Annotated in this window: 22 protein-coding genes and 1 pseudogene; 15 read left to right on the plus strand and 8 right to left on the minus strand. The window is 64.0% G+C overall.

The annotated features are described in order from the left end of the window. Positions 1–97: 97 nt before the first annotated feature. Positions 98–1,744 (minus strand): Na+/H+ antiporter, encoded by a 1,647-nt coding sequence (locus N805_RS16660; RefSeq protein ID WP_019472227.1) that lies wholly within the window; start codon positions 1,742–1,744, stop codon positions 98–100. Between the two features lie 251 nt (positions 1,745–1,995). On the opposite strand from N805_RS16660, the gene graT reads away from it, so the two are divergent. From graT to N805_RS16685, 6 genes are all read left to right on the plus strand, one after another. Beyond that, positions 1,996–2,274, plus strand: a complete 279-nt coding sequence (gene graT / locus N805_RS30000; protein WP_080956820.1) for a type II toxin-antitoxin system toxin GraT — start codon at positions 1,996–1,998, stop codon at positions 2,272–2,274. Positions 2,275–2,282: 8 nt separating this feature from the next. Beyond that, positions 2,283–2,582 carry a type II toxin-antitoxin system antitoxin GraA gene (gene graA, locus N805_RS16665; RefSeq protein WP_003252274.1) on the plus strand — a complete coding sequence of 100 codons (300 nt, stop codon included), beginning with the start codon at positions 2,283–2,285 and terminating at the stop codon, positions 2,580–2,582. Between the two features lie 124 nt (positions 2,583–2,706). Beyond that, entirely contained in the window at positions 2,707–3,054 is a 348-nt protein-coding gene (locus N805_RS16670; protein WP_003252272.1) for an ArsC family reductase, read from the plus strand. A gap of 31 nt (positions 3,055–3,085) precedes the next feature. After that, positions 3,086–4,120 carry a 2,3,4,5-tetrahydropyridine-2,6-dicarboxylate N-succinyltransferase gene (dapD, locus tag N805_RS16675; RefSeq protein ID WP_019472228.1) on the plus strand — a complete coding sequence of 345 codons (1,035 nt, stop codon included), beginning with the start codon at positions 3,086–3,088 and terminating at the stop codon, positions 4,118–4,120. A 120-nt stretch (positions 4,121–4,240) separates the two neighbouring features. Continuing rightward, entirely contained in the window at positions 4,241–5,446 is a 1,206-nt protein-coding gene (locus N805_RS16680; RefSeq protein ID WP_019472229.1) for a cysteine desulfurase, read from the plus strand. Next, positions 5,443–5,853, plus strand: a complete 411-nt coding sequence (locus N805_RS16685) for a SufE family protein (protein ID WP_019472230.1) — start codon at positions 5,443–5,445, stop codon at positions 5,851–5,853. Before N805_RS16680 ends, N805_RS16685 begins: the two co-directional genes overlap by 4 nt. A gap of 109 nt (positions 5,854–5,962) precedes the next feature. On the opposite strand, the gene tcdA is transcribed toward N805_RS16685, so the two are convergent. Further along, positions 5,963–6,772, minus strand: a complete 810-nt coding sequence (gene tcdA, locus N805_RS16690; RefSeq protein ID WP_177313747.1) for a tRNA cyclic N6-threonylcarbamoyladenosine(37) synthase TcdA — start codon at positions 6,770–6,772, stop codon at positions 5,963–5,965. A 119-nt stretch (positions 6,773–6,891) separates the two neighbouring features. Between tcdA and N805_RS16695 the strand changes: the two genes are divergently transcribed. The 4 genes from N805_RS16695 to N805_RS16710 all read left to right on the plus strand — a co-directional run bounded on the left by N805_RS16695 (position 6,892) and on the right by N805_RS16710 (position 12,042). After that, positions 6,892–9,483 (plus strand): glycosyltransferase, encoded by a 2,592-nt coding sequence (locus N805_RS16695; protein WP_019471074.1) that lies wholly within the window; start codon positions 6,892–6,894, stop codon positions 9,481–9,483. A gap of 200 nt (positions 9,484–9,683) precedes the next feature. Further along, positions 9,684–10,835 carry a succinyl-diaminopimelate desuccinylase gene (gene dapE, locus N805_RS16700; protein ID WP_019471073.1) on the plus strand — a complete coding sequence of 384 codons (1,152 nt, stop codon included), beginning with the start codon at positions 9,684–9,686 and terminating at the stop codon, positions 10,833–10,835. Then, positions 10,835–11,647, plus strand: a complete 813-nt coding sequence (locus N805_RS16705) for a putative RNA methyltransferase (RefSeq protein WP_019471072.1) — start codon at positions 10,835–10,837, stop codon at positions 11,645–11,647. The genes dapE and N805_RS16705 overlap by 1 nt, the downstream gene beginning before the upstream one ends. Before the next feature lie 17 nt (positions 11,648–11,664). After that, positions 11,665–12,042, plus strand: coding sequence for a hypothetical protein (locus N805_RS16710; protein ID WP_019471071.1), 378 nt, complete (start codon positions 11,665–11,667; stop codon positions 12,040–12,042). Positions 12,043–12,164: 122 nt separating this feature from the next. Here the strand turns inward: N805_RS16710 and N805_RS16715 are convergent, their stop codons facing one another. Continuing rightward, positions 12,165–12,374, minus strand: coding sequence for a cold-shock protein (locus tag N805_RS16715; RefSeq protein WP_016501179.1), 210 nt, complete (start codon positions 12,372–12,374; stop codon positions 12,165–12,167). Between the two features lie 232 nt (positions 12,375–12,606). On the opposite strand from N805_RS16715, the gene plsB reads away from it, so the two are divergent. From plsB to N805_RS16730, 3 genes are all read left to right on the plus strand, one after another. Next, positions 12,607–15,093, plus strand: coding sequence for a glycerol-3-phosphate 1-O-acyltransferase PlsB (plsB, locus tag N805_RS16720; protein WP_019471070.1), 2,487 nt, complete (start codon positions 12,607–12,609; stop codon positions 15,091–15,093). Between the two features lie 77 nt (positions 15,094–15,170). Beyond that, positions 15,171–15,569 (plus strand): YbaY family lipoprotein, encoded by a 399-nt coding sequence (locus tag N805_RS16725; RefSeq protein ID WP_019471069.1) that lies wholly within the window; start codon positions 15,171–15,173, stop codon positions 15,567–15,569. Positions 15,570–15,602: 33 nt separating this feature from the next. Further along, complete coding sequence (locus tag N805_RS16730; protein ID WP_019471068.1) at positions 15,603–16,292, plus strand: DUF4197 domain-containing protein; 690 nt, start codon at positions 15,603–15,605, stop codon at positions 16,290–16,292. Positions 16,293–16,462: 170 nt separating this feature from the next. Here the strand turns inward: N805_RS16730 and N805_RS16735 are convergent, their stop codons facing one another. The 4 genes and pseudogenes from N805_RS16735 to N805_RS16750 all read right to left on the minus strand — a co-directional run bounded on the left by N805_RS16735 (position 16,463) and on the right by N805_RS16750 (position 23,135). After that, the gene (locus N805_RS16735) at positions 16,463–19,528 is read right to left on the minus strand and encodes an efflux RND transporter permease subunit (RefSeq protein ID WP_019471067.1); all 3,066 of its coding nucleotides are present in this window, start codon (positions 19,526–19,528) and stop codon (positions 16,463–16,465) included. A 6-nt stretch (positions 19,529–19,534) separates the two neighbouring features. After that, positions 19,535–20,635: an efflux RND transporter periplasmic adaptor subunit gene (locus N805_RS16740; protein ID WP_019471066.1), complete on the minus strand. Its 1,101-nt coding sequence runs from the start codon at positions 20,633–20,635 to the stop codon at positions 19,535–19,537. Positions 20,636–21,041: 406 nt separating this feature from the next. Beyond that, positions 21,042–21,342, minus strand: a pseudogene (locus N805_RS16745) (hypothetical protein). Between the two features lie 389 nt (positions 21,343–21,731). Beyond that, positions 21,732–23,135 carry an LLM class flavin-dependent oxidoreductase gene (locus tag N805_RS16750; protein ID WP_019471065.1) on the minus strand — a complete coding sequence of 468 codons (1,404 nt, stop codon included), beginning with the start codon at positions 23,133–23,135 and terminating at the stop codon, positions 21,732–21,734. A gap of 239 nt (positions 23,136–23,374) precedes the next feature. On the opposite strand from N805_RS16750, the gene N805_RS16755 reads away from it, so the two are divergent. Further along, the gene (locus N805_RS16755; RefSeq protein ID WP_019471064.1) at positions 23,375–24,016 is read left to right on the plus strand and encodes a TetR/AcrR family transcriptional regulator; all 642 of its coding nucleotides are present in this window, start codon (positions 23,375–23,377) and stop codon (positions 24,014–24,016) included. Positions 24,017–24,146: 130 nt separating this feature from the next. Here the strand turns inward: N805_RS16755 and N805_RS16760 are convergent, their stop codons facing one another. Further along, positions 24,147–24,923 (minus strand): class I SAM-dependent methyltransferase, encoded by a 777-nt coding sequence (locus N805_RS16760; RefSeq protein WP_026034418.1) that lies wholly within the window; start codon positions 24,921–24,923, stop codon positions 24,147–24,149. A gap of 103 nt (positions 24,924–25,026) precedes the next feature. On the opposite strand from N805_RS16760, the gene N805_RS16765 reads away from it, so the two are divergent. Next, on the plus strand, positions 25,027–25,647 hold the full coding sequence (locus tag N805_RS16765) for a hypothetical protein (protein ID WP_019471062.1): 621 nt from the start codon (positions 25,027–25,029) through the stop codon (positions 25,645–25,647). Position 25,648 lies beyond the last annotated feature (1 nt).

Here is a 25,648-nt window from a genome sequence, read left to right on the forward strand (position 1 = left end):
CACCCGCGAACACCGGCGCAGCCGGTGCCATACACCGCGTCGTCTGATTCGCGAGTGAACTCGCTCCCACAGGGCCGCAAAGCGGCCCCCTGCGGGTCTACCTGACCTGCCCCAGGTTGGCCTCACTCATATCCAGCTCCCCAAGCACCTGCCGCACCACCTCATCGCCCACCAGGTGCTGGCGATGCAGGTTATACAACTCCAGCCGCTGCGCCCTCAGCGCACGCAAGCGCAAGCGCCGCTCCAGCAAGTCCATCTGTTCGGCCAGTGCCTTGGCCTCGGCACTGTCGTTGTAGCTGTCCAGCTCATCCCGGTACTCGGCCATCAACCGCGCCTTCAGCTCGGTCGCCAAGGTCGCCTGCGCAGCATCCTGCGGGGCATTGGCGTCGATCACTTCCTCTGCTTCAAGGGCGTGGATCGCCGCCTCGGCCGTGCGCCGCCAGGCTTCCTGCACTTCCTGATGCAAGCGCTCGTCCGGGCTCTTGGTCACCCCGCGCAGCAATATCGGCAGTGCGATGCAGGCGCTGATCAACGACAGCAGGATCACCCCGGCAGCGATGAAAATCAGCAAATCACGCTCTGGGAATACCTTGCCCGCGCCCATCAGCAACGGCACCGACATCACACCCGCCAGGGTCACCGCACCGCGCACACCGCCCAGGGTCAGCAGCCAGCAGGAACGCGCCGTAGGCATCAGCACCAGCGCCGGTTTGCCGCGCCAGCGGCGCACCACGCCAATCGCCCGCCAGATGCTCTGCACCCAGATGAACCGCAGCAGGATCAGCGCAGCAAAGATCGCCACCACGTCCAGGCAGCGGTAGGCCAGGGTCGGCCACACGGTGGCTTCGTGGCTGACCACCGCCTTGATGATGTCCGGCAACTGCAGGCCCAATAGCAGGAAGATCAGGCCATTGAAGGCGAACTCCAGCAACGACCAGACGCTACGGTTGAGCAGGCGGGTGCTGGTCTGGCGGGGCAACAGGTCGAGCCAGCTTTGCATCATGCCCGCCGCCACCGCCGAAAGAATGCCCGAAACGCCCAGGCGCTCGGCCAGCACGTAGGCGGCGAACGGCAACAGCAGCATGAACACCACGTGGGTGGCCGGGTCGTCCCAGCCACGGGCGATCATCCAGGCGCGCAGGCGGCCGACCAGCCAGCTCAGGCCCACCCCCACCGCCAGGCCGCCAAGCGCGACAAGCACAAAGCTGAAGCTTGCATCGGCCAGCGAGAACACCCCGGTGATCGCCGCCGCCAGGGCGAACTTGAAGGTGACCAGGCCCGATGCATCGTTCATCAGGGCCTCCCCCTGCAGCATGTGCATCAGCGGGGTGGGCAGGCGGTCCTGGGCGATGGCCGAAACCGCCACGGCATCGGTCGGCGACAGTACCGCCGCCAGGGCGAAGGCCACCGGCAGCGGGATGCTCGGCAGCAGCCAGTGAATGAAGTAGCCGGCCCCGACCACGGTGAACAGCACCAAACCGACGGCCAGCGCCACCACTGGCCCGCGGATGCGCCACAACTCACGCTTGGGAATGCGCCAGCCGTCGGCAAACAGCAGCGGCGGCAAGAACAGGAACAGGAACAACTCGGGGTCCAGGGCCACATGCAGGCCCAGGGTCGGCAAGGCCAGCAAGGCGCCGGCAGCGATCTGCACCAGCGGCAGGGGCAGCGGAATCATGCGGCCGACCAGCTTCGACAGGCTGACCAGCGTCAGCAAGATGAGGACGGTGTAGGCGGACTGCATCCGGGAAAGCTTCCTTTATGAACCAGAAACGATAGCAAGGCGAAGTATCGCCATTGAAACAATATGTTAGCGGCGACCGACAGTTTGCGGCCGCTGCACGATAGTCGCAGGTGACGGGGGAATATGTAACATGATGATACCCAGCAAATGTGCCTGGAGCTGGCGAGTACCGTGCTCCGCTATTAAGGCTTGAACTGCAGCAATCCCGTCGTATAATCAATCTTAACGAATAACGTTAAGCATTCAACCCCATGATTCGAAGCTTTGCCTGTGCCGACACGGAAGCACTCTTCACCACTGGAAAGACGCGGCGTTGGTCAGATATCAAGTCAGTCGCGGAGCGCAAACTGGCCATGCTCGATGCCGCCTCAGAGTTGCGAGATCTTCGGTCGCCACCTGGAAATCGCCTCGAGTCACTGAGCGGCAACCGTTCCGGTCAACATAGTATCCGTGTGAATGACCAATGGCGCCTGTGCTTCACCTGGACCGAACACGGGCCAGTTAACGTTGAAATTGTCGATTACCACTGAGGTGCAACATGCTCAAGAACGGTATGCGTCCAATCCATCCCGGTGAAATCCTGCGTGAGGATTTCCAGAAGGAAATGGGCTTCAGTGCTGCGGCACTGGCCAGAGCGTTGGGCGTTGCAACGCCAACCGTCAACAACATTCTGCGCGAAAGGGGCGGTGTTTCCGCCGACATGGCACTGCGCCTGTCCATCTGCCTGGACACCACGCCCGAGTTCTGGCTTAACCTGCAGACGGCCTTCGATTTGCGCACAGCCGAACAGCAACACGGCGATGAGATCATCGGGTCGGTGCAGCGCCTGGTCGCTTGAACACATCCTGATCAATAAACAGGGGCGCCACGGGCGTGGCGCCGCGAGGATCGTTCCCGCATAATCCCGCGACTGACATCGAAAAACGGAGAGATTGGGGCACCCTGCAACCCCAATGTACACAATGACCTACACGCTCTACGGCATCAAAGCCTGTGACACCATGAAAAAGGCGCGTACCTGGCTCGAAGACAAAGCCATCGCCTACGAATTCCACGATTACAAAACCCAAGGCATCGACCGTGACAGCCTGAACCGCTGGTGCGACGAACACGGCTGGGAAGTCATCCTCAACCGTGCCGGCACCACCTTCCGCAAGCTGGACGACGCCAGCAAGGCAGACCTCGACCAGGCCAAGGCCGTCGAGCTGATGCTGGCCCAGCCGTCGATGATCAAACGCCCGGTGCTGGACCTTGGCGCGCGTACTCTGGTCGGCTTCAAGCCAGACCTGTATGCCGCTGCCCTGGCCTGAGCCCCCACCCTATTTCGCACGAGGTAATCACATGTCCAATACCCTGTTCAGCCTGGCCTTCGGTGTCGGCTCCCAGAACCGCCAGGGCGCCTGGCTGGAAGTGTTCTACGCACAACCACTGCTCAACCCGAGCGCCGAACTGGTCGCTGCGGTAGCCCCTGTTCTCGGTTACGAAGGCGGCAACCAGGCCATCGCCTTCAGCAACGGCCAGGCCTTGAAATTGGCCGAAGCCCTGAAAGGCGTTGATGCTGCCCAGGCCGCCCTGCTGACCCGCCTGGCCGAAAGCCACAAGCCGCTGGTCGCCACCCTGCTGGCAGAAGACGCTGCCCTGGCTTCCACCCCTGAGGCCTACCTCAAGCTGCACCTGCTGTCGCACCGCCTGGTCAAGCCACACGGCGTGAGCCTGGCCGGTATCTTCCCGCTGCTGCCGAACGTGGCCTGGACCAACCAGGGCGCGGTCGACCTGGCCGAACTGGCCGAGCTGCAACTGGAAGCGCGCCTGAAAGGCGAGCTGCTGGAAGTATTCTCGGTGGACAAGTTCCCGAAAATGACTGACTACGTGGTCCCGGCCGGCGTGCGCATCGCCGATACCGCCCGTGTACGCCTGGGCGCCTACATCGGCGAAGGCACCACCATCATGCACGAAGGCTTCGTCAACTTTAACGCTGGCACCGAAGGCCCGGGCATGATCGAAGGCCGCGTGTCCGCTGGCGTATTCGTCGGCAAAGGTTCCGACCTGGGCGGCGGTTGCTCGACCATGGGCACCCTGTCCGGTGGCGGCAACATCGTCATCAAGGTGGGCGAAGGCTGCCTGATCGGCGCTAACGCCGGTATCGGCATCCCGCTGGGTGACCGCAATACCGTTGAAGCCGGCCTGTACATCACCGCTGGCACCAAGGTGAACCTGCTGGACGAAAACAACGAGCTGGTCAAAGTGGTCAAGGCCCGCGACCTGGCCGGCCAGACCGACCTGCTGTTCCGCCGCAACTCGCTGAACGGCGCGGTAGAGTGCAAGACCCACAAGTCGGCCATCGAGCTGAACGAGGCGCTGCACGCTCACAACTGAGCATTCTCCAGCCCCTGCAGGCGCGAGCTTGCGCGCGAACAGCGCATTCTCGGCGTTTGAAATGTTAAGATCGGGTCTGGCACCACGCCAGACCCGATTTTCATTCCAGGCCCCGTGAACATGTTCCAGCCCTCCCCCTGGCGTGCCGACTTCCCCGCCATCGCCGCCCTGCAACGGCAGCACCAGACCTACCTGGACAGCGCCGCCACCACCCAGAAGCCGCAAGCCCTGATCGATGCCTTGAGCCATTACTACGCCCATGGTGCGGCCAACGTGCACCGTGCCCAGCACCTGCCCGGTGCACTGGCTACCCAGGCCTTCGAAACCAGCCGCGACAAGGTCGCCGCCTGGCTGAATGCCGCGGACTCACGGCAAATCGTCTTTACCCACGGTGCCACCTCGGCGCTGAACCTGCTGGCCTATGGCCTTGAGCACCGCTTCGAAGCCGGTGACGAAATTGCCATCAGCGCCCTGGAACACCATGCCAACCTGCTGCCCTGGCAACAGCTGGCGCGCCGGCGCAACCTGCGCCTGGTGGTACTGCCGCTGGATGCCCATGGCCGCATCGACCTGAACCAGGCACTGCAACTGATAGGCCCACGCACCCGGGTGCTGGCGGTGAGCCAGCTGTCCAACGTGCTGGGCACCTGGCAGCCACTGCCGGCCCTGCTGGCCCATGCCCGGGCCCAAGGGGCGCTGACCGTGGTCGACGGTGCCCAGGGCGTGGTGCATGGTCGCCACGATGTGCAGCAACTGGGCTGCGACTTCTATGTGTTCTCCAGCCACAAACTGTACGGCCCGGACGGCGTCGGTGTGCTGTATGGCCGCAGCCAGGCCCTGGAACTGCTGCGACACTGGCAGTTCGGTGGCGAAATGGTGCAACTGGCCGAGTACCAGAGCGCCAGCTTCCGGCCGGCACCGCTAGGGTTCGAGGCGGGCACGCCGCCAATCGCCGGTGTGATCGGCCTCGGCGCAACCCTGGGTTACCTGGCAAGCCTCGACGCCCTGGCTGTCGAAGCCCACGAAACCAGCCTGCACCAACACCTGCTGCGCGGCCTGGCCGACCGTGAGGGCGTGCGGGTGCTGGGTACGCCACAGACAGCCCTGGCCAGCTTCGTCATCGAGGGCGTGCACAACGCCGATATCGCGCACCTGCTCACCGAACAAGGGGTTGCCGTGCGTGCAGGGCACCACTGCGCCATGCCACTGCTCAAGGGGCTGGGCCTGGAGGGAGCGATCCGGGTGTCGTTGGGCTTGTACAACGACAGCGATGACTTGACGCGCTTCTTTGCGGCCCTGGATCAGGGCCTGGAGCTGTTGCGATGAACATGCCGGAACACGCACGCCAGGCGTTGGAAGCGTTCGAACAGGGCAAAGGCTGGGAACAGCGCGCGCGGCTGTTGATGCAGTGGGGCGACCGCCTCGAGCCGCTGGCTGATGCTGACAAGACCGAAGCCAACCGGGTGCACGGCTGTGAAAGCCTGGTGTGGCTGGTGGCCGAGCAGGTCGATGGCTTGTGGCGGTTCACGGCCAGCAGCGATGCACGCCTGCTGCGTGGGCTGCTGGCCTTGTTGCTGGTGCGGGTGCAGGGGTTGGCCAGTGAAGAGTTGGCCAGGCTTGATCTGCGTGAGTGGTTCACCCAACTGGGCCTTGAGCGCCAACTGTCGCCGTCACGCAGCAATGGGCTGCATGCAGTGTTACAGCGGATGGCGGAGCTGGCGTCCAATTGCTGAATGTGTGCTGGCTTCTTCGCGGGCTTGCCCGCTCCCACAGGTACTGCATCTCTCAGTAAAGATTAGGCCCCTGTGGGAGCGGGCGAGCCCGCGAAGAGGCCCACCCGGTTTACTCAGGCTTGATACGCTCCGAAGGCCGCCGCGCACCCGCCACCAGCTTCTCGATCGCCTTGCTCGCCGCCACCATGCCAAAGGTCGCGGTCACCATCATCACCGCACCAAAGCCACCCGAGCAGTCCAGCCTTACCCCCTCCCCCACAAAGCTTTTCTGCAGGCAAACGCTGCCATCACCCTTGGGGTAACGCAGCTGTTCGCTGGAGAACACGCAGGGCACGCCATAGTTGCGGCTGACATTACGCGAAAAGTTGTAGTCGCGGCGCAGGGTAGAGCGCACCCGCGAGGCCAGCGGGTCGTTGAAGGTCTTGTTCAGGTCGGCGATCTGGATCTGTGTCGGGTCGATCTGCCCACCAGCGCCACCGGTAGTGACGATGGCGATCTTGCGCCGGCGGCACCAGGCAATCAGCGCAGCCTTGGCCATGACGCTGTCGATGCAGTCGATCACGCAGTCCAGGTGCTCGTGGATATGCTCGGCCATGGTTTCACGGGTAACGAAGTCGGCCACCGCATGCACCGTGCACGCCGGGTTGATTGCACGCAGGCGCTCGGCCATGACCTCCACCTTGGGCCGCCCCACCTGCCCTTCCAGGGCATGGGCCTGGCGGTTGGTGTTGCTGACGCAGACGTCGTCCAGGTCAAACAGGGTGATTTCGCCCACGCCGCTGCGGGCCAGCGCTTCGGCCACCCAGGACCCCACCCCGCCAATACCGACCACAGCCACATGGGCCTGCCCCAGGCGTTGCAGCCCCTGGTCGCCATACAGCCGGGCAACGCCGGCGAAGCGTGGATCTTCTGTGCTCATGTTCATACCCCAAAAAACCGGCGCGCATTATATGCCAGCGGGCCCATGGCCTGCATCGTTAGGAAAGAGACTACCAACCCTGCTTTAATGTCCTATCACTTCGACACAAATGGACGACAATGTCTTCACGTAAATTCGGCCTGAACCTGGTTGTGGTGCTGGCCATCGCCGCGCTGTTCACCGGGTTCTGGGCACTGATCAACCGCCCGGTCTCCGCCCCTGCCTGGCCAGAACAGATCTCTGGCTTTTCGTATTCGCCGTTCCGCCTGGGGGAAAGCCCGCAGAAGGGCCAGTACCCCACTGACGACGAGATGCGCCAAGACCTGGAGCAGTTGAGCAAACTGACCGACAGCGTCCGTATCTACACCGTGGAGGGCACCCAGGCCGATATCCCGCGCCTGGCCGAGGAATTCGGCTTGCGGGTGACGCTGGGGGTCTGGATCAGCCCGGACCTGGAGCGCAACGAGCGCGAAATCGCCACGGCCATCCAGTTGGCCAACACCTCGCGCAGCGTGGTGCGGGTAGTGGTCGGCAACGAGGCGCTGTTCCGTGAAGAAGTCACCCCGGAAAACCTGATCAAATACCTGGACCGGGTACGCGCAGCCGTCAAGGTACCTGTGACCACCAGCGAGCAATGGCACATCTGGAAAGAAAACCCCGAGCTAGCCAAGCACGTCGACCTGATTGCCGCGCACATCCTGCCCTACTGGGAATTTGTCCCGATGAAGGATTCAGTCGAGTTCGTGCTCGACCGCGCCCGTGAGCTGAAGCACCAGTTCCCGCGCAAACCGCTGCTGCTGTCCGAGGTCGGCTGGCCGAGCAACGGCCGCATGCGCGGTGGTGCCGATGCCAGCCAGGCCGACCAGGCCATTTACCTGCGTACCTTGGTCAACACCCTCAACCGCCGTGGCTACAACTACTTTGTCATCGAAGCCTATGACCAGCCGTGGAAGGCCAGCGACGAAGGCTCGGTAGGCGCCTACTGGGGCGTGTACAACGCCGAGCGTCAGCAAAAATTCAACTTCGACGGCCCCGTGGTCGCGATCCCGCAGTGGCGTGCCCTGGCGGTAGCCTCGGTGGTGCTGGCGATGATTGCGCTGATGGTGCTGTTCATCGACGGCTCGGCGCTGCGCCAGCGCGGCCGCACATTCCTCACCTTCATCACCTTCCTGTGCGGGTCGGTACTGGTGTGGATTGCCTATGACTACAGCCAGCAATACAGCACCTGGTTCAGCCTGACCGTGGGCGTGCTACTCGCCCTTGGCGCGCTGGGCGTGTTCATCGTGCTGCTGACCGAGGCCCATGAACTGGCCGAGGCCGTATGGATACACAAGCGCCGTCGCGAGTTCCTGCCGGTACAGGCCGACAGCGCCTACCGGCCCAAGGTGTCGGTGCATGTGCCGTGCTACAACGAGCCACCCGAGATGGTGAAGCAGACCCTCGACGCCCTGGCCGCGCTGGACTACCCCGACTACGAAGTGCTGGTGATCGACAACAACACCAAGGACCCGGCCGTATGGGAGCCGCTGAAGGCGCACTGCGAGAAGCTCGGCGAGCGCTTCAAGTTCTTCCACGTCGCGCCACTGGCTGGCTTCAAGGGCGGCGCACTGAACTACCTGCTCCCGCACACGGCCAAGGACGCCGAAGTGATTGCGGTGATCGACTCGGACTACTGCGTCGACCGCAACTGGCTCAAGCACATGGTGCCGCATTTCGCCGACCCGAAAATTGCCGTGGTGCAGTCGCCGCAGGACTACCGCGACCAGCACGAAAGCGCCTTCAAGAAGCTGTGCTACAGCGAGTACAAGGGCTTTTTCCACATCGGCATGGTCACCCGCAACGACCGTGACGCCATCATCCAGCACGGCACCATGACCATGACCCGGCGCACGGTACTGGAAGAGCTGGGCTGGGCCGAATGGTGCATCTGCGAGGACGCCGAGCTGGGCCTGCGCGTGTTCGAGAAGGGCCTGTCGGCTGCCTACGCCCACAACAGCTATGGCAAGGGCCTGATGCCCGACACCTTCATCGACTTCAAGAAGCAGCGCTTCCGCTGGGCCTACGGTGCCATTCAGATTATCAAGCACCACGCCAGCGCCCTGTTGCGCGGCAAGGGCAGCGAGCTGACGCGTGGCCAGCGCTACCACTTCCTGGCCGGCTGGCTGCCGTGGGTCGCCGACGGCATGAATATCTTCTTCACCATTGGCGCGCTGCTGTGGTCAGCAGCAATGATCATCGTGCCGCACCGCGTCGACCCGCCGCTGATGATCTTCGCCATCCCGCCGCTGGCGCTGTTCTTCTTCAAGGTCGGCAAGATCATCTTCCTTTACCGCCGCGCGGTGGGGGTGAACCTCAAGGACGCCTTCGCCGCAGCGCTGGCCGGCCTGGCGCTGTCGCATACCATTGCCAAGGCGGTGCTGTACGGCTTCTTCACCAGCAGCATGCCGTTTTTCCGCACGCCAAAGAATGCCGACAGCCATGGGCTGCTGGTGGCACTTTCCGAGGCGCGCGAAGAGCTGTTCATCATGTTGCTGCTGTGGGGTGCGGCGCTGGGTATCTACCTGGTGCAGGGGCTGCCGAGTTCGGACATGCGCTTCTGGGTAGCGATGCTGCTGGTGCAGTCGTTGCCATACGTGGCGGCGCTGGTGATGGCGTTGCTGTCTTCGCTGCCCAAGCCGCAGGCAAAAGCTGCCGAACCGCAGCAGGCTTGAGATTGCCGGGGCCGCTTTGCGGCCCTTTCGCGGCACAAGGCCGCTCCTACAGGGGACCGCGGCAGCCAGATAACCCGCGATCGCCTGTAGGAGCGGCCTTGCGTCGCGACAGGGCCGCAAAGCGGCCCCATTGACCCCTCGGTTTGATATAAGATAACGCCCCTCAGATTTCCCCGCCTTGCCTTGCCCCGGAGTTCCCCATGACGGCCCCTGCCGAGCTCTCGCCTACCCTTCAACTGGCCTGCGACCTGATCCGTCGCCCCTCGGTCACCCCTGTCGACGCCGACTGCCAGGCGCAGATGATGAAGCGCCTGGGCGCCGTGGGCTTCGAGCTCGAGCCGATGCGCATTGAAGACGTAGACAACTTCTGGGCCACCCACGGCAGCCAGGACGGCCCGGTGCTGTGCTTTGCCGGCCACACCGACGTGGTACCCACCGGCCCGGTGCAGCAATGGCAGCACGAACCGTTCGAAGCGCTGATCGACGCTGACGGCATGCTCTGCGGCCGTGGCGCCGCCGACATGAAAGGCAGCCTGGCCTCCATGGTGATCGCCAGCGAGCGCTTCGTGCACGACTACCCCAACCACCGCGGCAAGGTCGCCTTCCTGATCACCAGCGACGAGGAAGGTCCGGCCCACCACGGCACCAAGGCAGTGGTCGAACGCCTGAAAGCGCGCAACGAACGCCTGGACTGGTGCATCGTCGGCGAACCCTCCAGCACCACCCTGCTGGGTGACGTGGTCAAGAACGGCCGCCGTGGCTCGCTGGGTGCCAAGCTGACCGTGCGCGGCAAGCAGGGCCACGTGGCCTACCCGCACCTGGCACGTAACCCGATCCACCTGGCCGCCCCGGCCTTGGCGGAACTGGCAGCCGAGCACTGGGATGAAGGCAACGCGTTCTTCCCGCCGACCAGCTTCCAGATCTCCAACCTCAATTCCGGCACCGGCGCCACCAACGTGGTACCGGGCGACCTGACCGCGCTGTTCAACTTCCGCTTTTCTACCGAGTCGACCGTCGAGGGCCTGCAGGCGCGGGTGTCGGCGATTCTCGACAAGCATCAACTGGACTGGTCGATCGACTGGGCGCTGTCGGGCCTGCCGTTCCTCACCGAGCCCGGCGAACTGCTCGATGCCGTGGCACACAGCATCAAGGGCGTCACCGGCCGCGATACCCAGCCGTCCACCAGCGGCGGCACCTCCGATGGCCGCTTCATCGCCACCATGGGTACCCAGGTGGTCGAGCTTGGCCCGGTCAACGCCACCATTCACCAGGTGGACGAGCGGATCCTGGCCAGCGACCTAGACCTGCTGACCGAAATCTACTACCAGACCCTGGTTCGGTTGCTCGCCTGATGCTCGCCTGCCCTCTTTGCCAGGCGCCGCTGAGCCGGCTCGACAACAGTGTGGTGTGCCCGGCCGGTCACCGCTTCGACCGTGCCCGCCAGGGTTACCTGAACCTGCTGCCGGTGCAGCACAAGAACAGCCGCGACCCGGGTGACAACCAGGCCATGGTCGAGGCCCGCCGCGATTTCCTCGACGCTGGCCACTACGCCCCGGTGGCCCGCCGCCTGGCCGAGCTGGCCGCCGAGCGCCAGCCCGGCGCCTGGCTGGACATCGGCTGCGGCGAGGGTTACTACACCGCGCTGCTCGCCCAGGCCCTGCCGGCTGCCGACGGTTATGCCCTGGACATCTCCCGCGAGGCGGTCAAGCGGGCCTGCCGCCGCGCGCCGGAGGTTACCTGGATGGTCGCCAGCATGGCCCGCGTGCCGCTGGCCGACGCCAGTTGCCAGTTCATTGCCAGCGTGTTCAGCCCGCTGGACTGGGCCGAAGCCAAGCGCCTGCTCAGCCCCGGCGGCGGCCTGATGCGGGTCGGCCCGACCAGCGGCCACCTGATGGAGTTGCGCGAGGTGCTCTACGATGAAGTACGCCCTTACGCCGACGACAAGCACCTGGCCCTCGTCCCCGAAGGCATGGCCCACGCCCACAGCGAAACCCTCGAGTTCCGCCTGAGCCTGGCCGTGCCCAAGGCGCGCGCCGACCTGCTGGCCATGACCCCGCACGGCTGGCGCGCCAGCGCCGAAAAACGCGCCCGGGTGATCGACCAGCCCGAGCCGTTCGAGGTCACGGTTTCCATGCGTTATGACTATTTCGTGCGCCAAGACTGAGCACACCCGGAGCCCTTATGCGCCAACCAGATATCGAGATCTACCTGAAGGACGCCGACGTCGACCACAAGCAGATTGCCGAGTGGCTCGCCCAGGCGATTGGCCCCTGCAGCGAATGGCAGCAGAAAGGTCAGACGTTCAAATGCAAGGCCGGTAACATTCCGGTCACCTGGTTACCCAAGGCTGTAGGGAAATGGAACAGCCTGTATCTGGAAAGCGACCAGACGCCATGGGCCGATGATGTCGCCTGCGCCCGCGCTGCATTTGCCGCACTGGGTGTGGAAGTGCGCTGCGCGCCGGGTGGCTGGGTCGAGGAAGACGGGGAAGAAGATGCCGACCGCTGGGTGCGCATCAGCGCCGACGGTGAAGAGGAAATCACCTGGCGCACAACCTGAAAATACAGCCTTGCTCGTTTCTGTAGGAGCGGGCTCGCCCGCGAACACGGGCCATGCCCGTGGCAGCCACCGTGGTGGCTGCTTCGCGGGCAAGCCCGCTCCTACGGCTTGAAACCAGAGGCTCAGAGGCCCACTACGTCTTCGGCTTGCAAGCCTTTCTGGCCCTGCACGCAGGAGTACTCAACCCGCTGCCCCTCGACCAGGGAACGATGCCCCTCACCGCGGATCGCCCGATAGTGGACGAACACATCCGCACCACCTTCGCGCTGAATGAAGCCAAAGCCTTTGGCATCGTTGAACCACTTTACATTCCCAGTCTCACGAGACGACATCTGAACTACTCCGGATTTTTATTGTGAAGATCGCCTTGCAGGCATGAGCTCACGGTCCCCTGCCAACGCCGCTTGCTGAAATATCCTGCAAGTGGCAGGCCGAGTATATGACACAGAACAAAAAAAATTGATGACGGTCCCGCCGTTGGCCGATTTTTGCTGAACTTACGCCGATACGGCAGACTAAATAGCTGGATACTCACCTGAAAATCACACCCAGGGCACACACCCCATGACCCGTTCCCCCCTGCACCGCCTGATCTTTGGCGGCCTGCGTCGCCTGTTGTACCTGTGGGTGCGCTCCGAGACCATCAACCAGTCTTCCATGACCCTCAATCTCGACCGCAGCCGGCCGGTGTTCTATGCGCTGCCCTCACCCTCGCTCACCGACCTGGCCGTACTCGACCACGAGTGCACCAAGGCGGGGCTGCCGCGCCCGGTGCTGCCGGTGGCGGTCGGCCAGTTACAGGAGCCCGCCGGGTTCTTCTACCTTACCCCCGACCCGGACTGGCTCGGCCGCCAGGACAAAAGCGGCGCCCCGCCCACGCTTGAGCGCCTGGTAACTGCCGTCAGCCAGCATGCCGAGGAAGATGCGCAGATCATTCCGGTCAGCGTGTTCTGGGGGCAGACCCCGGCCAGCGAATCCAGCCCATGGAAGCTGCTGTTCGCCGACAGCTGGGCGGTGACCGGGCGCCTGCGCCGGCTGCTGACCGTGCTGATTCTGGGGCGCAAGACCCGGGTGCAGTTCTCCGCGCCGATCCACCTGCGCGAACTGGTGCAGCACAACAAAGGGCACGAGCGCACCGTGCGCATGGCCCAGCGCCTGATGCGCGTGCATTTTCGCAACCTCAAGACCGCCGTCATCGGCCCGGACATCTCGCACCGGCGCAACCTGGTCAAAGGCCTGATCCATGCCCCGCAGGTGCGCCAGGCCATCGCCGACGAGGCCCAACGCGAGAACCTGCCGCTGGCCAAAGCTGAAGCCCAGGCGCTGCGTTATGGCAACGAGATCGCCTCGGACTACACCTACACGGTCATCCGCTTTCTCGAAGTGGTCCTGAGCTGGTTCTGGAACAAGATCTACGACGGCATCAAGGTCAACCATATCGAACAGGTTCAGGGCATAGCCCCCGGCCACGAGGTGATCTACGTGCCGTGCCACCGCAGCCACATCGACTACCTGCTGCTGTCGTACCTGCTGTTCCGCAACGGCCTCACCCCACCGCACGTTGCCGCAGGCATCAACCTCAACATGCCGGTGGTGGGTAACCTGCTGCGCCGTGGCGGCGCCTTCTTCATGCGCCGCACGTTCAAGGGCAACCCGCTGTACACCGCCGTGTTCAACGAGTATTTGCACACCCTGTACACCAAAGGTTTCCCGGTCGAGTATTTCGTAGAAGGTGGCCGCTCGCGTACCGGGCGCATGCTGCAACCGCGTACCGGGATGCTGGCCATTACCCTGCGCAGCTTCCTGCGCTCGTCGCGCACGCCGGTGGTGTTCGTGCCGGTGTACATCGGCTATGAGCGCGTGCTCGAAGGCCGCACCTACCTGGGCGAGCTGCGCGGTGCCAGCAAAAAGAAGGAGTCGGTGTTCGACATCTTCAAAGTGTTTGGCGCGCTCAAGCAGCGCTTTGGCCAGGTCTACGTCAACTTCGGCGAACCGATCCGCCTCGCCGGTTTCCTCGACGAGCAACAGCCCGGCTGGCGCGAACAGGATCACGGCCCGCAGTACCGCCCGGCCTGGCTCAACGCCGCCACCACCCGCCTGGGCGAAACCGTGGCCCGTCACCTCAACGAGGCGGCCGCCATCAACCCGGTCAACCTGGTGGCTCTTGCGTTGTTGTCCACCAGCCGCCTGGCCCTGGACGAGCGCGCCCTGACCCGCGTGCTCGACCTGTACCTGGCTTTGCTGCGCCAGGTGCCCTACTCACCGCACACCACCCTGCCCGACGGTGACGGCCAGGCACTGATCGAGCACGTGCGCAGCATGAACCTGGTGGCCGAGCAGAAGGACGCCCTGGGCCGCATCCTCTACCTGGATGAAGGCAATGCGGTACTGATGACCTATTACCGCAACAACGTGCTGCACATTTTCGCCCTGCCGGCGCTGCTGGCCAGCTTCTTCCTCAGCAGCTCGCGCATGAGCCGCGAACTGCTGGGCCAGTATGTGCACGCGTTGTACCCGTACCTGCAGGCCGAACTGTTCCTGCGCTGGACGCCAGAGCAACTGGACGAGGTGATCGACCAATGGCTGGCCGCGCTGGTCGAGCAAGGCCTGCTGCGCCAGGAGAACGACGTTTACGTACGCCCGGCGCCCAGTTCGCGGCAGTTCGTGCTGCTGACCCTGCTCGCCCGCACCATCACCCAGACCCTGCAGCGCTTCTACATGGCCACCTCGCTGCTGCTCAACAGCGGGCAAAACACACTCAGCGCCGAAGCGCTGGAAGACCTGTGCGTGATGATGGCCCAGCGCCTGTCGATCCTGCATGGCCTGAATGCCCCGGAGTTCTTCGACAAGACGCTGTTCCGCCACTTCATCCAGACCCTGCTCCAGCAAGGCGTGCTGCATGCCGACGGGCAAGGCAAGCTGGGTTATCACGACAAGCTCGGCGAGCTGGCCGAGGGCGTGGCCAAGCGTGTGCTGTCGGCCGAGCTGCGCCTGTCGATCCGCCAGGTAGCCCTGCACCGTGACGATGGCCTGGAAACTTCGACCCTCTGACGGTTCATCTACCGGGAAAATCCGCTAAAGTCCCTGGGGTTGGCCACAAGCCAGCTCCAAGGACCTATGGAGATTCCATGAAAAAGCTCTTTATGCTGTGTTGCGCATCCCTGCTCGCAGCCTGTTCCAGCCAAACCCCATCCACCCAGGCCAGCCTGGACGGTGAAGTCTTCTACCTGCAGCGTATTGCCCTGCCGCCTGCGGCTACCTTGAGCGTGGAGCTGCAGGATGTTTCGCTGATGGACGCCCCTGCCGTGACACTCGCCCGCCAGGCCGGCCCGGTCAAAGGCAACGTGCCGCTGCCGTTCCACCTCAGCTACGACCCAGCCCAGGTCAAACCCGGCCACCGCTATGCAGTGAGTGCGCGCATCGAGCTGGATGGCAAGCTGCTGTTCATCAATACCGAACACCATGGTGTCATGCTCGACGGCAGTGACCCGAAATCTGTACGCATCAAGGTCGACCCGGTTCGCTGACACCCGTATTCATCTGTTTACAAGGAAAGCTTCATGATCCGCACTTCCCTGCGTTTTTCCACCCTGTGCGCCGGCCTGCTGCTGTCGGCCAGCGCACTGGCCCTGTCGCTGGGCGACCTGAGCCAGAAAGACGCCACTGGCGGCCTGAAAGATACCCTGACCCAGGGCGCGCAGCTGGCCGTCAAGCAGTTGAGCACCCCGGGTGGTTTCAGCAATAACCCCGACGTGCGCATCGAATTGCCGGGCAACCTGGGCAAAGCGGCCAAGGCCATGAAGATGTTCGGCAAAGGTGCACAGGTCGATGCCCTTGAAGCCAGCATGAACAAGGCCGCTGAAGCCGCCGTGCCGCAGGCCCAGGCGATTCTGGTGGATGCCGTGAAGAACATGAGCGTGACGGATGCCAAAGGCATCCTCAGCGGCGGTGACGACTCGGCTACCCAGTACCTGAACAAGAGCAGCCGCGAGCAGATCCGCGCCAAGTTCCTGCCCATCGTCAAGCAGGCTACCGACAAGGTCGGCCTGGCCCAGCAGTACAACAACTTTGCCGGGCAGGCGGTGGCACTGGGCGTGGTTGACGCCAAGAGCGCCAGCATCGAGAACTACGTGACCGAGAAGGCGCTGGACGGCCTGTTCGAGATGATTGGCAAGCAGGAGCAGACCATTCGCCAGAACCCGGCGCAGGCCGCTACCAGCCTGGCCAAGAAGGTCTTCGGCGCCCTCTGATGACCCGGGGGGGGGCTGCTTTGCAGCCCTTGTGGGAGCGGGCGTGCCCGCGAACACCGGCGAAGCCGGTGCCATACAGCGAGTTGTCGGCTTCGCGGGCACGCCCGCTCCCACAGGATCCAGCACAGCTTGGAATCGCGAAAGGAGGGCAAAGCCCTCCCCTGCGGTCTTCAGCCCTTCTTCACCCTGAACCACGCCGCATACAACGCCGGCAGGAACAACAGGGTCAACGCCGTGGCCACGATCAAGCCACCCATGATCGCCACCGCCATCGGCCCGTAGAACACGCTGCGTGACAACGGGATCATCGCCAGCACCGCCGCCAGCGCCGTCAGCACGATCGGCCGGAAGCGCCGCACCGTGGCTTCGATGATCGCCTGCCAACGCTCCATCCCTGCCGCAATGTCCTGCTCGATCTGGTCCACCAGAATCACTGAGTTGCGCATGATCATGCCTGCCAGGGCAATGGTGCCCAGCATGGCGACAAAGCCGAACGGCTGGCGGAACACCAGCAGGAACAGGGTCACGCCAATCAGCCCCAGCGGTGCGGTGAGGAACACCATTACCGTGCGCGAGAAGCTGCGCAGCTGGATCATCAGCAGGCTCAGCACCACCACCACGAACAGCGGCATGCCAGCGTTCACCGACTTCTGCCCGCGCTCGGAGTCTTCAACCGTACCGCCCACTTCCAGCAGGTAGCCATCCGGCAGCTTGGCGCGTATTTCCTGCAGGGTCGGCTCGATCTGTTTCACCAGCGTGGCCGGTTGCTCCTTGTCGTAGATATCGGCGCGCACGGTCACCGTCGGCAAGCGGTTGCGGTGCCAGATGATGCCTTCCTCGAAGCCGTACTCCAGGGTCGCTACCTGCGACAGCGCCACGCTCTGGCCGTTGTCGGTCGGCAGTGCCAGGCTGCCGAGGTTACCCAGTTCGCGACGCTCCTGCTGGGTGCCGCGCAGCAGGATCTCGATCAGCTCGTTGTCCTCGCGGTACTGGCTGACCGTGGTGCCGGTCAACGAGCTTTGCAGGAAGCTGGCCAGGTGCGCGGTGCTCACGCCCAAGGCGCGGGCGCGGTCCTGGTCGATTTCGAGGAACACGGCCTTGCTGGGTTCTTCCCAGTCCAGGTGCACGTTGACCACATGGGGGTTCTCGCGCACCTTGTCGGCCACTTCGCGGGCCAGCGCACGGGCCTTCTCGATGTGCTCGCCGGTGACCCGGAACTGCACCGGGTAACCCACGGGCGGGCCGTTTTCCAGGCGCGTGACGCGGGCACGCAGGTCGGGGAACTGCTGGTCCACGGTGCTGATCAGCCAGCTGCGCAGGCGCTCGCGGTCCTCCATCGACTTGGCCAGCACCACAAACTGGGCAAAGCTGGCTGCAGGCAGCTGCTGGTCCAGCGGCAGGTAGAAGCGCGGCGAGCCGGTGCCCACGTAGGCCACGTAGTTATCGATGCCGTCCTGCTGCTTGAGCAGTGCCTCCAATTGCTTGACCCGCTCGGCGGTATTGGCCAGCGAGGCGCCTTCAGCCAGCTTCAGGTCAACCATCAGCTCCGGGCGCCCGGAGGCCGGGAAGAACTGCTGGGGCACGAAGCGGAACAGCAGGATGCTGCCGACAAAGGCCGCGATGGTCAGCAGGATCACCGTCTTGCGCCGCCGCACGCACCATTCAACCACCCGCCGCACACGCTGGTAGAACGGCGTGGCGTAAGGGTCTGGCGCGTGGCCGTCCTTGCCATGGCGCGCAGCGTGCAGCTTGGCCAGGTCTGGCAGCAGGCGCTCGCCCAGGTAGGGCACGAACACCACCGCCGCCACCCACGAGGTCAACAGGGCGATGGTCACCACCTGGAAGATCGAGCGGGTGTATTCGCCAGTGCTGGAAGCGGCAGTGGCGATGGGCAGGAAGCCTGCCGCAGTGATCAGGGTACCGGTCAGCATCGGGAAGGCAGTGCTGCTCCAGGCATAGCTGGCTGCCTTGAGCCGGTCGTAGCCCTGCTCCATCTTGATCGCCATCATTTCCACGGCAATGATCGCGTCGTCCACCAGCAGGCCCAGCGCCAGCACCAGCGCGCCCAGGGAAATCTTGTGCAGGCCGATACCAAAGTAATGCATGGCAGCAAAGGTCATGGCCAGCACCAGCGGGATGGCCAGCGCCACCACCAGGCCGGTGCGCAGGCCCAGCGAGAAGAAGCTCACCAGCAGCACGATGACCAGCGCCTCGACCAGCACCTGGACAAATTCGCCCACACCGGCCTTGACCGCAGCAGGTTGGTCCGAGACTTTGCGCAGCTCCATGCCGGCCGGCAGGTTGCGCGCCACGCGCTCGAACTCGCCTTCCAGCGCCTTGCCCAGTACCAGGATGTCGCCGCCGTCCTTCATCGACACGGCCAGGCCAATGGCGTCCTCGCCCATGAAGCGCATGCGCGGGGCGGGCGGGTCGTTGAAGCCACGGTGCACTTCGGCCACATCGCCGATGCGGAAGGTGCGGTCACCCACGCGGATGGGGAACTGGCGAATCTGCTCGACGCTGTCGAAGCGCCCGCTCACCCGCAGTTGCAGGCGCTCGCTGGGCGTCTCGAAGAAGCCGGCGGTGCTTACCGCATTCTGCTCCTGCAGGGCCTGCTGCACGGCCTCCAGGGGTACGCCGAGGGTGGCCAGCTTGAGGTTGGACAGCTCGATCCAGATTTTTTCGTCCTGCAGGCCCACCAGCTCGACCTTGCCCACATCCTTGACCCGCTGCAGCTGGATCTGGATGCGGTCGGCGTAGTCCTTGAGCACCGCGTAGTCGAAGCCCTTACCGGTCAGCGCATAGATATTGCCGAAGGTGGTGCCGAACTCGTCGTTGAAGAACGGGCCTTGGATCTCGGGTGGCAGGGTGTGGCGAATGTCCGCGACCTTCTTGCGGATCTGGTACCACAGCTCGGGGATGTCCCTGGAGTGCAGCGAGTCGCGGGCCATGAAGGTGACTTGCGATTCGCCGGGGCGCGAGAACGAGACAATCTTCTCGTACTCGCCGGTTTCCATCAGCTTCTTCTCGATGCGTTCAGTGACCTGGCGCGACACCTCCTCGGCGCTGGCGCCCGGCCACAAGGTACGAATGACCATGGCCTTGAAGGTGAATGGCGGGTCCTCGCTCTGGCCGAGCTTGGTGTAGGACATGGCGCCAATCGCCGCCAGCAGGATCATCAGGAACAGGACGATCTGGCGGTTGCGCAGCGCCCAGGCAGAAAGGTTGAAACCCATCGGGACTTACTCCTTGGCCGTCAGCTTCACTACACGGTTGCTGCGGTCCACAGGGCGTATTTCCTGGCCCTCACGCAGTACATGGCCACCGGCGGCGACCACCCAGTCGCCGGCGGCGAGGCCTTCGAGCACTGGCACACTGTCGCTGCCATAAGCCCCCAGACGCACCTCGGCCCGCTCCAGGCGGCTGTCCTTGTTGACGCGCCACACATAGGCCTGACCGTTTTCCGCTGTAACCGCTGACAGCGGCACTGCCAACGGGATCAGCCCGTCATGGGCGATGAACACCCGGGCACTCTGGCCCAGTTCCGCCGGCGTGGCAGTCGAGGTAAAGGCGATGCGCGCAGCGAAGGTGCGCGAGCGTGGGTCGGCGGCTGGCGACAATTCGCGGATGCGCCCCTGGAAGCGCTCTTGCGGGTGCGACCAAAGCTCCACGCTCACCGGTTGGCCCACGGCAAAGCGGGCAAACTGCTGCTCCGGCAGGCCGATCACCACTTCGCGCTCGCCATCGGCGGCCAGGGTGAACACGGTTTGCCCGGCGGCAACCACCTGGCCCACTTCGACCTGACGCTTGGCAACCACCCCGGCCTGCGGCGCGCGCAGCACGGCATATTCGGCCTGGTTGCCAGCCACGTCGAACTCGGCCTTGGCCTGTTTCAGCCGGGCAAGGCCGGCGCGGTAGAGGTTTTCGGCATTGTCGAACTGGGAATGGCTGACCATCTGCCGGTCCAGCAGCTTCTGGTAGCGATCACGCTCGGCGCGCACCAGCGCCAGGTTGGCCTCGGCAGCCGCCATCTGGGCGCGGTTGGCTTCCAGTTGCAGGCGCACGTCCTGCGGGTCCAGCTCAGCCAGCGGCTGGTCGGCCTTGACCCGCTGCCCCTCCTCCACCAGGCGCTTGGTGACCTTGCCGCCAATGCGGAAGGCCAGGTCCGGCTCGAAGCGCGCACGCACTTCGCCGGGGTAACTGTCGGCAGCGGCTTCGGCCGGCTGCGGCTGCACCACCAGCGCCGGGCGCGGCGCGGCAGGCGGGGTGGCTTCCTGGCCGCATGCCGTCAGTAACAACGCGGCAACGGCGGGCAAGGCGATGGACAAGGCATGGCGCAACATGATGAATCCTTTCGCGGAGGGCACTTCGAATATTTGTACTGGAAAGTATATTAAATCAGGCCGCCGGTGCCGGGAAGGGTTTTGCGGTGGTTTTTCAGGGGTACGGCTGAAGTCTTTTGGCGCCTGAGAGATCGAGCGCCGCCCGCGCGGCGCATCGCGAGCTGCGCTCGCTCCTATGGCAGATTGGTGGGGTGCCAAGCAGTCCTGAGGCCAGTGCTGCGCGGGTGGTCATGAAGCAGTGATCGCAAGCGCAGCGCGTACATTGTGGGAGCGGCGGTGCGGCGGTCCGATTCACCCGCGAACACCGGCGAAGCCGGTGCCATGCACCGCGTCGTATTCTTCGCGGGTGAACCGGACCGCCGCACCGCCGCTCCCACAGGGATTTGCGTCGGTGTCGAGGACGGCGCTATACCTGTGGTGTTCGGTTTGTCGGTGGGGATGTCGACTCGATGCCATCGAGTATCGCCTCGATCAATCGCATGTAGGTTCGACCAGAACATGCCCCGGCCTTCTTCGCGCATGTAGTCCAGGGCTTTGGATCCGGTTTCGTAGGCGCTGCGCAGGTACAGGGCTACATGGACCAAAGCGTCTTCGGCGGAAATGTTCGGGTTGACGGTGAAGAGGGGATCATGGCCGGCATCGCAGCGGCCGAAGGGGCGGGTGGACGTGCGTTGAAGGGGTGGGTCGGGGACTATTTTCTTCATCATGGAAAATGCTCCTCAAGGCCGCCACCCATCACTACCACGTGAATGGGTGGCGACTGTACGCGAGGTGGTAGACCCAGGCATTTTCCAATCCAGGCAGGCTCGAAAGCCTCCCACGCACAGCCGCCATAGGCTGTCATGGAAAAAGCGCATCCGGGCTACCACACCCGATCGCCAAGTTGTTCGGCGACGGATAGAGCCTAGAGACACTGGTTCCAACTGAACAGGTGATGACAGAGGACGCGGGTCGTAGGATATTTCCGAAGCGCCTAACTGGACAGCCCCTTTGGCAAAAATCAGAAATATCTTCGGAGGACTTGGCTCTAACCTGTGGGAGCGGGCAAGTCGGTGCGCCGAACCGCCGCGAAGGGCCGCAAAGCGGCCCTGGCATTTCAGATCGGTTCGGCGATGCTGGCCGGCTTGGTTAGGCGGCTGAGGTCGCGATAACCGGCAGCCGGGTGGCTGGCCGGCAGCCGTGGGCCGTCGCCGAACAGCTTCTCGCGCAGGGTGCCGGGGCGGTATTCGGTCTTGTAGGCGCCGCGTTGCTGCAGCTCGGGTACCAGCAACTCGACCACGTCGCGGAAGGTTTCATGGGCCAGGGCATAGGTCAGGTTGAAGCCGTCGACATCGGTTTCTTCAACCCAGGCCTGCAGTTCGTCCGCCACGGTTTGCGCACTGCCGACGATCAGCGGGCCAAAGCCGCCGATGCCGACCCAATCGGCCAGCTCTTGCACGGTCCAACGCTTGTTCGGGTCGGCGGTGGAAAACGCTTCCACGGCCGACTGGATGGCATTGGTGTGGATATGCTCCAGCACCTGGTCAGGCTGGTATTCGCTAAAGTCGATGCCGGTCCAGCCGGAAATCAGCGCCAGGGCGCCTTCGTAGCTGGCGTAGCTTTTCAGCTCCTCCCATTTGGCCTGGGCCTTGGCGTCGGTTTCGTCGACGATCACCGTCTGCATGTTGAAGATCAGCACCTTGCGCGGGTCACGCCCGGCCTCGGCGGCGCGGCGGCGAATGTCGGCCACGGTCTTTTTCAGGATGACCTTGGACGGCGCGGCGACGAACACGCATTCGGCATGGCCGGCGGCAAAATGCTTGCCGCGGCTGGACGCCCCTGCCTGGTACAGCACGGGGGTGCGTTGCGGCGAAGGTTCGCACAGGTGAATACCTGGGACCTGGAAGTGCTCGCCGTGGTGGCGGATCTCGTGGACTTTGCGCGGGTCGGTGAACAGGCCGGTTTTGCGGTCGCGCACCACAGCACCGTCTTCCCAGCTGCCCTCGAACAACTTGTACAGCACCTCCAGGTACTCGTCGGCGAAGTCGTAACGGGCATCATGGTCGCTCAGCGCCTTCTGCCCCAGGTTGCGCGCACCGCTGTCCAGGTAGGAGGTGACGATATTCCAGCCGATGCGGCCCTTGGTCAGGTGGTCCAGGGTCGACAGCCGACGGGCGAACGGGTACGGGTGCTCGAACGTCAGCGAGGCGGTCAGGCCAAAACCGAGGTGTTCGGTGACCAGCGCCATGGGCGTGATCACTGCCAGTGGGTCGTTCACCGGCACCTGCGCCGCCTGGCGGATAGCCGCGTCGCCATTGCCACCCAGCACATCGTAGATACCGATCACGTCGGCAATGAAGATGCCGTCGAACTTGCCGCGCTCCAGCAGCTTGGCCAGGTCGGTCCAGTAGTCCAGGTCCTTGTACTGCCAGGCGCGGTCCTTGGGGTGCCGCCACAGGCCGGGTGACTGGTGGCCAACACAGTTCATCTCGAAGGCATTCAAACGAATTTCACGTGGCATGGGGATTCCTGTTCGATAGGCTCGGCACCTTTGTCAGGTGCCCTTGAAGCTTTATCAACACGATTCATGCCAACAAAATAATCGTTATAAATCAGCAATTTACTTAAAACATAAACAGCACTGATGCCTGAACGACGACATCACTGTCGATCAACTGTCCGCTGGCAGACAGCAGGCAAATGTGAGCTGGTTTTAGCCGGATCGCGCCTGACCCGTTAAGATGGTGATTCTTCAACCAGATGCAGACCACAATGCCCAATGACGCACCCATCGGCCCAGGCCGGCCAAAGGACCTGGTCAAGCGCGAGGCGATTCTCGAAGCGGCCAAGGCCCTGTTCCTCAGCCTTGGTTACGCCAACACCAGCATGGATGCGGTCGCTGCGGCGGCAGGTGTTTCAAAACTCACGGTGTACAGCCACTTCACCGACAAGCAGACCCTGTTCTGTTCGGCGGTCATGGCCACCTGTCAGATCCAGCTGCCTGACCTGCTGTTCGAGTACCCCGAGGGGGCACCGGTGGACGAGGTGCTGCTGACCATCGCCCGTGGCTTCCAGGCACTGATCAGCAGCGACGAAGCGGTCAAGCTCAGCCGCCTGATCATGGCCCAGGGCAGCCTGGACCCAAGCTTTGGCGAATATTTCTACGAAGCCGGGCCCAAGCGCGTGCTGGCAGGGATGGAAGCGCTGCTGCGCGGGGCGGATGAGCGCGGGCTGCTGCGCATCGACAACCCACTGCATGCGGCGGAGCACTTCTTCTGCCTGGTCAAGGGGGCGCCGGATTACCGCTTGCTGCTGGGGTGCGCGGGGCCGTTAGAGGGCGACGAGGCCGAGGCGCATGTGCGCGAGGTGGTGGGGGTGTTCTTGCGGGCGTTCAAACCCTGATATCTGGATGCCTGTGCTGGCCTCTTCGCGGGTAAACCCGCTCCCACAGGTACTGCACAGGATTCAACGCCAAGTCGATCCTGTGGGAGCGGGTTTACCCGCGAAGAGGCCAGCACAGATATAACGAAATTCAGGCCTTCAAGGCTTTCTTCGGGTAAATGTCATACCGGCTCGACTTGCCCTCCAGGCTATGGCTGGGCTTGGGCCCGTCGATGATCGGCGCCTTGCGCGGGCGCTTCACCACCACCCGGTGGCTGGCCAGCGCCAGGGCAGCTTCGAGTAGCGCAGGGGCATCAAGGTCGTCACCCACCAAAGGCCGGAACACGCGCATTTCCTTTTTCACCAGGGCGCTCTTGTCGCGGTGCGGGAACATCGGGTCGAGGTAGATCACCTGCGGCGCCTCCCCTTCCCAGGCGCGCATGCGCTCGATGGCGTTGCCGGTCAGCAGGCGCATGCGCCCGACAATAGGGCCCACCTCGTCATCCGACCGCGCCCGCGCCAGGCCATCCTCCAGCAGCGCGGCAATCAGCGGCTGGCGTTCGATCAGGGTCATCTGGCAACCCAGGCTGGCCAGCACGAATGCATCTTTGCCAAGACCTGCCGTGGCATCCAGCACTTGTGGCCGCACGCCTTGGGCAATGCCCACGGCCTTGGCGATCATCTGCCCGTTGCCACCGCCAAACTGGCGCCGGTGCGCGGCCTGGCCTTCGACAAAGTCCACCCGCACCGGCCCAGGTGCCTGGGGCCCAAGCTGCTGGATCTGCAAGCCGTCAGCGCCTACCTGCACGGCGAAGTCAGCGGCCTCATCGTGCAGCGGCAGCGCGAGCCGCTCGGCCCACGCGGCGGCCTGCGCCGCAAATTCAGCCGACAGTGCCTCGACCCGGATACCTGTGCCCTGCTCTTCCATCATGTACACCCGAAAATTGAACCCAGCCATTAATGTATCGGCAGCCACGGCCGATACAGGCAATATCCCGCTATTCTGCCAGAGCACAACGCGCGCGACTGCCATGTCAGATACTCTTCCCATCGGCTTGACCTATTTGTCGCCTGTCGGCAACTACAGCCAGCACAATACCCAGGCACTCGGGGGCGTCAGCCACCTGTGGCAGGATTTTTTTGCCCGGGCCATGGCCGAGCAGCAGGAAGAGCCCGTAGACAGCGTCAGCCAGTCGTTCGTGCAGTACGACCAGGACAGCGGCGAACCCATCGGCGGCGCCCGTGCGCTGGCGCTGATCGACGCCCAGCGCGCCTGCCCGGTGCAGGACACCGAGGTAGCCCCGCCCGAGCCGCTGTTTCTGCCCAAGGCAGAGCTTGAAGCCAACCTGCTCCCGCCTGCGCCTGAGCCGTTCAGTGCCATGGAGCTGATCGAACAACAACGCCAGCTCGACACCAGCAACAGCTGGATGCGGCCGGTGGTGATGAGCCAGGGCCAACCGATTGCCGAGCCCGGCCCGGGCCCTGCCCCGCGGTCGTTGTTCCTGCCCATTGCCGAGTTCGAGACCAACCTGCTGGACCCGGCCCCCGAGCCGTTCGACGACGCCACCCTGGCAAAACAGCAAAACGATCTGGAATTCGACATCCACTGGGCGCGCCCGGTGGTGCTGAACAACGTGCGCGTTCACGCCTGAA

This window comes from Pseudomonas putida S13.1.2, assembly GCF_000498395.2.
GTDB classification, from domain to species: Bacteria; Pseudomonadota; Gammaproteobacteria; order Pseudomonadales; family Pseudomonadaceae; genus Aquipseudomonas; species Aquipseudomonas putida_Q.

What these genes read in the sequence shown, in the direction of transcription:
- N805_RS16715 (WP_016501179.1), bottom strand. Translation starts at nt 12,374, where the DNA reads ATGTCGTCTCGTGAGACTGGGAATGTAAAGTGGTTCAACGATGCCAAA.
- plsB (WP_019471070.1), top strand. Translation starts at nt 12,607, where the DNA reads ATGACCCGTTCCCCCCTGCACCGCCTGATCTTTGGCGGCCTGCGTCGC.
- N805_RS16685 (WP_019472230.1), top strand. Translation starts at nt 5,443, where the DNA reads ATGAACATGCCGGAACACGCACGCCAGGCGTTGGAAGCGTTCGAACAG.
- N805_RS16765 (WP_019471062.1), top strand. Translation starts at nt 25,027, where the DNA reads ATGTCAGATACTCTTCCCATCGGCTTGACCTATTTGTCGCCTGTCGGC.
- graA (WP_003252274.1), top strand. Translation starts at nt 2,283, where the DNA reads ATGCTCAAGAACGGTATGCGTCCAATCCATCCCGGTGAAATCCTGCGT.
- N805_RS16680 (WP_019472229.1), top strand. Translation starts at nt 4,241, where the DNA reads ATGTTCCAGCCCTCCCCCTGGCGTGCCGACTTCCCCGCCATCGCCGCC.
- tcdA (WP_177313747.1), bottom strand. Translation starts at nt 6,772, where the DNA reads ATGAGCACAGAAGATCCACGCTTCGCCGGCGTTGCCCGGCTGTATGGC.
- N805_RS16710 (WP_019471071.1), top strand. Translation starts at nt 11,665, where the DNA reads ATGCGCCAACCAGATATCGAGATCTACCTGAAGGACGCCGACGTCGAC.
- N805_RS16755 (WP_019471064.1), top strand. Translation starts at nt 23,375, where the DNA reads ATGCAGACCACAATGCCCAATGACGCACCCATCGGCCCAGGCCGGCCA.
- N805_RS16735 (WP_019471067.1), bottom strand. Translation starts at nt 19,528, where the DNA reads ATGGGTTTCAACCTTTCTGCCTGGGCGCTGCGCAACCGCCAGATCGTC.
- N805_RS16660 (WP_019472227.1), bottom strand. Translation starts at nt 1,744, where the DNA reads ATGCAGTCCGCCTACACCGTCCTCATCTTGCTGACGCTGGTCAGCCTG.
- N805_RS16670 (WP_003252272.1), top strand. Translation starts at nt 2,707, where the DNA reads ATGACCTACACGCTCTACGGCATCAAAGCCTGTGACACCATGAAAAAG.
- N805_RS16760 (WP_026034418.1), bottom strand. Translation starts at nt 24,923, where the DNA reads ATGGAAGAGCAGGGCACAGGTATCCGGGTCGAGGCACTGTCGGCTGAA.
- N805_RS16725 (WP_019471069.1), top strand. Translation starts at nt 15,171, where the DNA reads ATGAAAAAGCTCTTTATGCTGTGTTGCGCATCCCTGCTCGCAGCCTGT.
- dapD (WP_019472228.1), top strand. Translation starts at nt 3,086, where the DNA reads ATGTCCAATACCCTGTTCAGCCTGGCCTTCGGTGTCGGCTCCCAGAAC.
- N805_RS16750 (WP_019471065.1), bottom strand. Translation starts at nt 23,135, where the DNA reads ATGCCACGTGAAATTCGTTTGAATGCCTTCGAGATGAACTGTGTTGGC.
- dapE (WP_019471073.1), top strand. Translation starts at nt 9,684, where the DNA reads ATGACGGCCCCTGCCGAGCTCTCGCCTACCCTTCAACTGGCCTGCGAC.
- N805_RS16730 (WP_019471068.1), top strand. Translation starts at nt 15,603, where the DNA reads ATGATCCGCACTTCCCTGCGTTTTTCCACCCTGTGCGCCGGCCTGCTG.
- N805_RS16740 (WP_019471066.1), bottom strand. Translation starts at nt 20,635, where the DNA reads ATGTTGCGCCATGCCTTGTCCATCGCCTTGCCCGCCGTTGCCGCGTTG.
- N805_RS16695 (WP_019471074.1), top strand. Translation starts at nt 6,892, where the DNA reads ATGTCTTCACGTAAATTCGGCCTGAACCTGGTTGTGGTGCTGGCCATC.
- graT (WP_080956820.1), top strand. Translation starts at nt 1,996, where the DNA reads ATGATTCGAAGCTTTGCCTGTGCCGACACGGAAGCACTCTTCACCACT.
- N805_RS16705 (WP_019471072.1), top strand. Translation starts at nt 10,835, where the DNA reads ATGCTCGCCTGCCCTCTTTGCCAGGCGCCGCTGAGCCGGCTCGACAAC.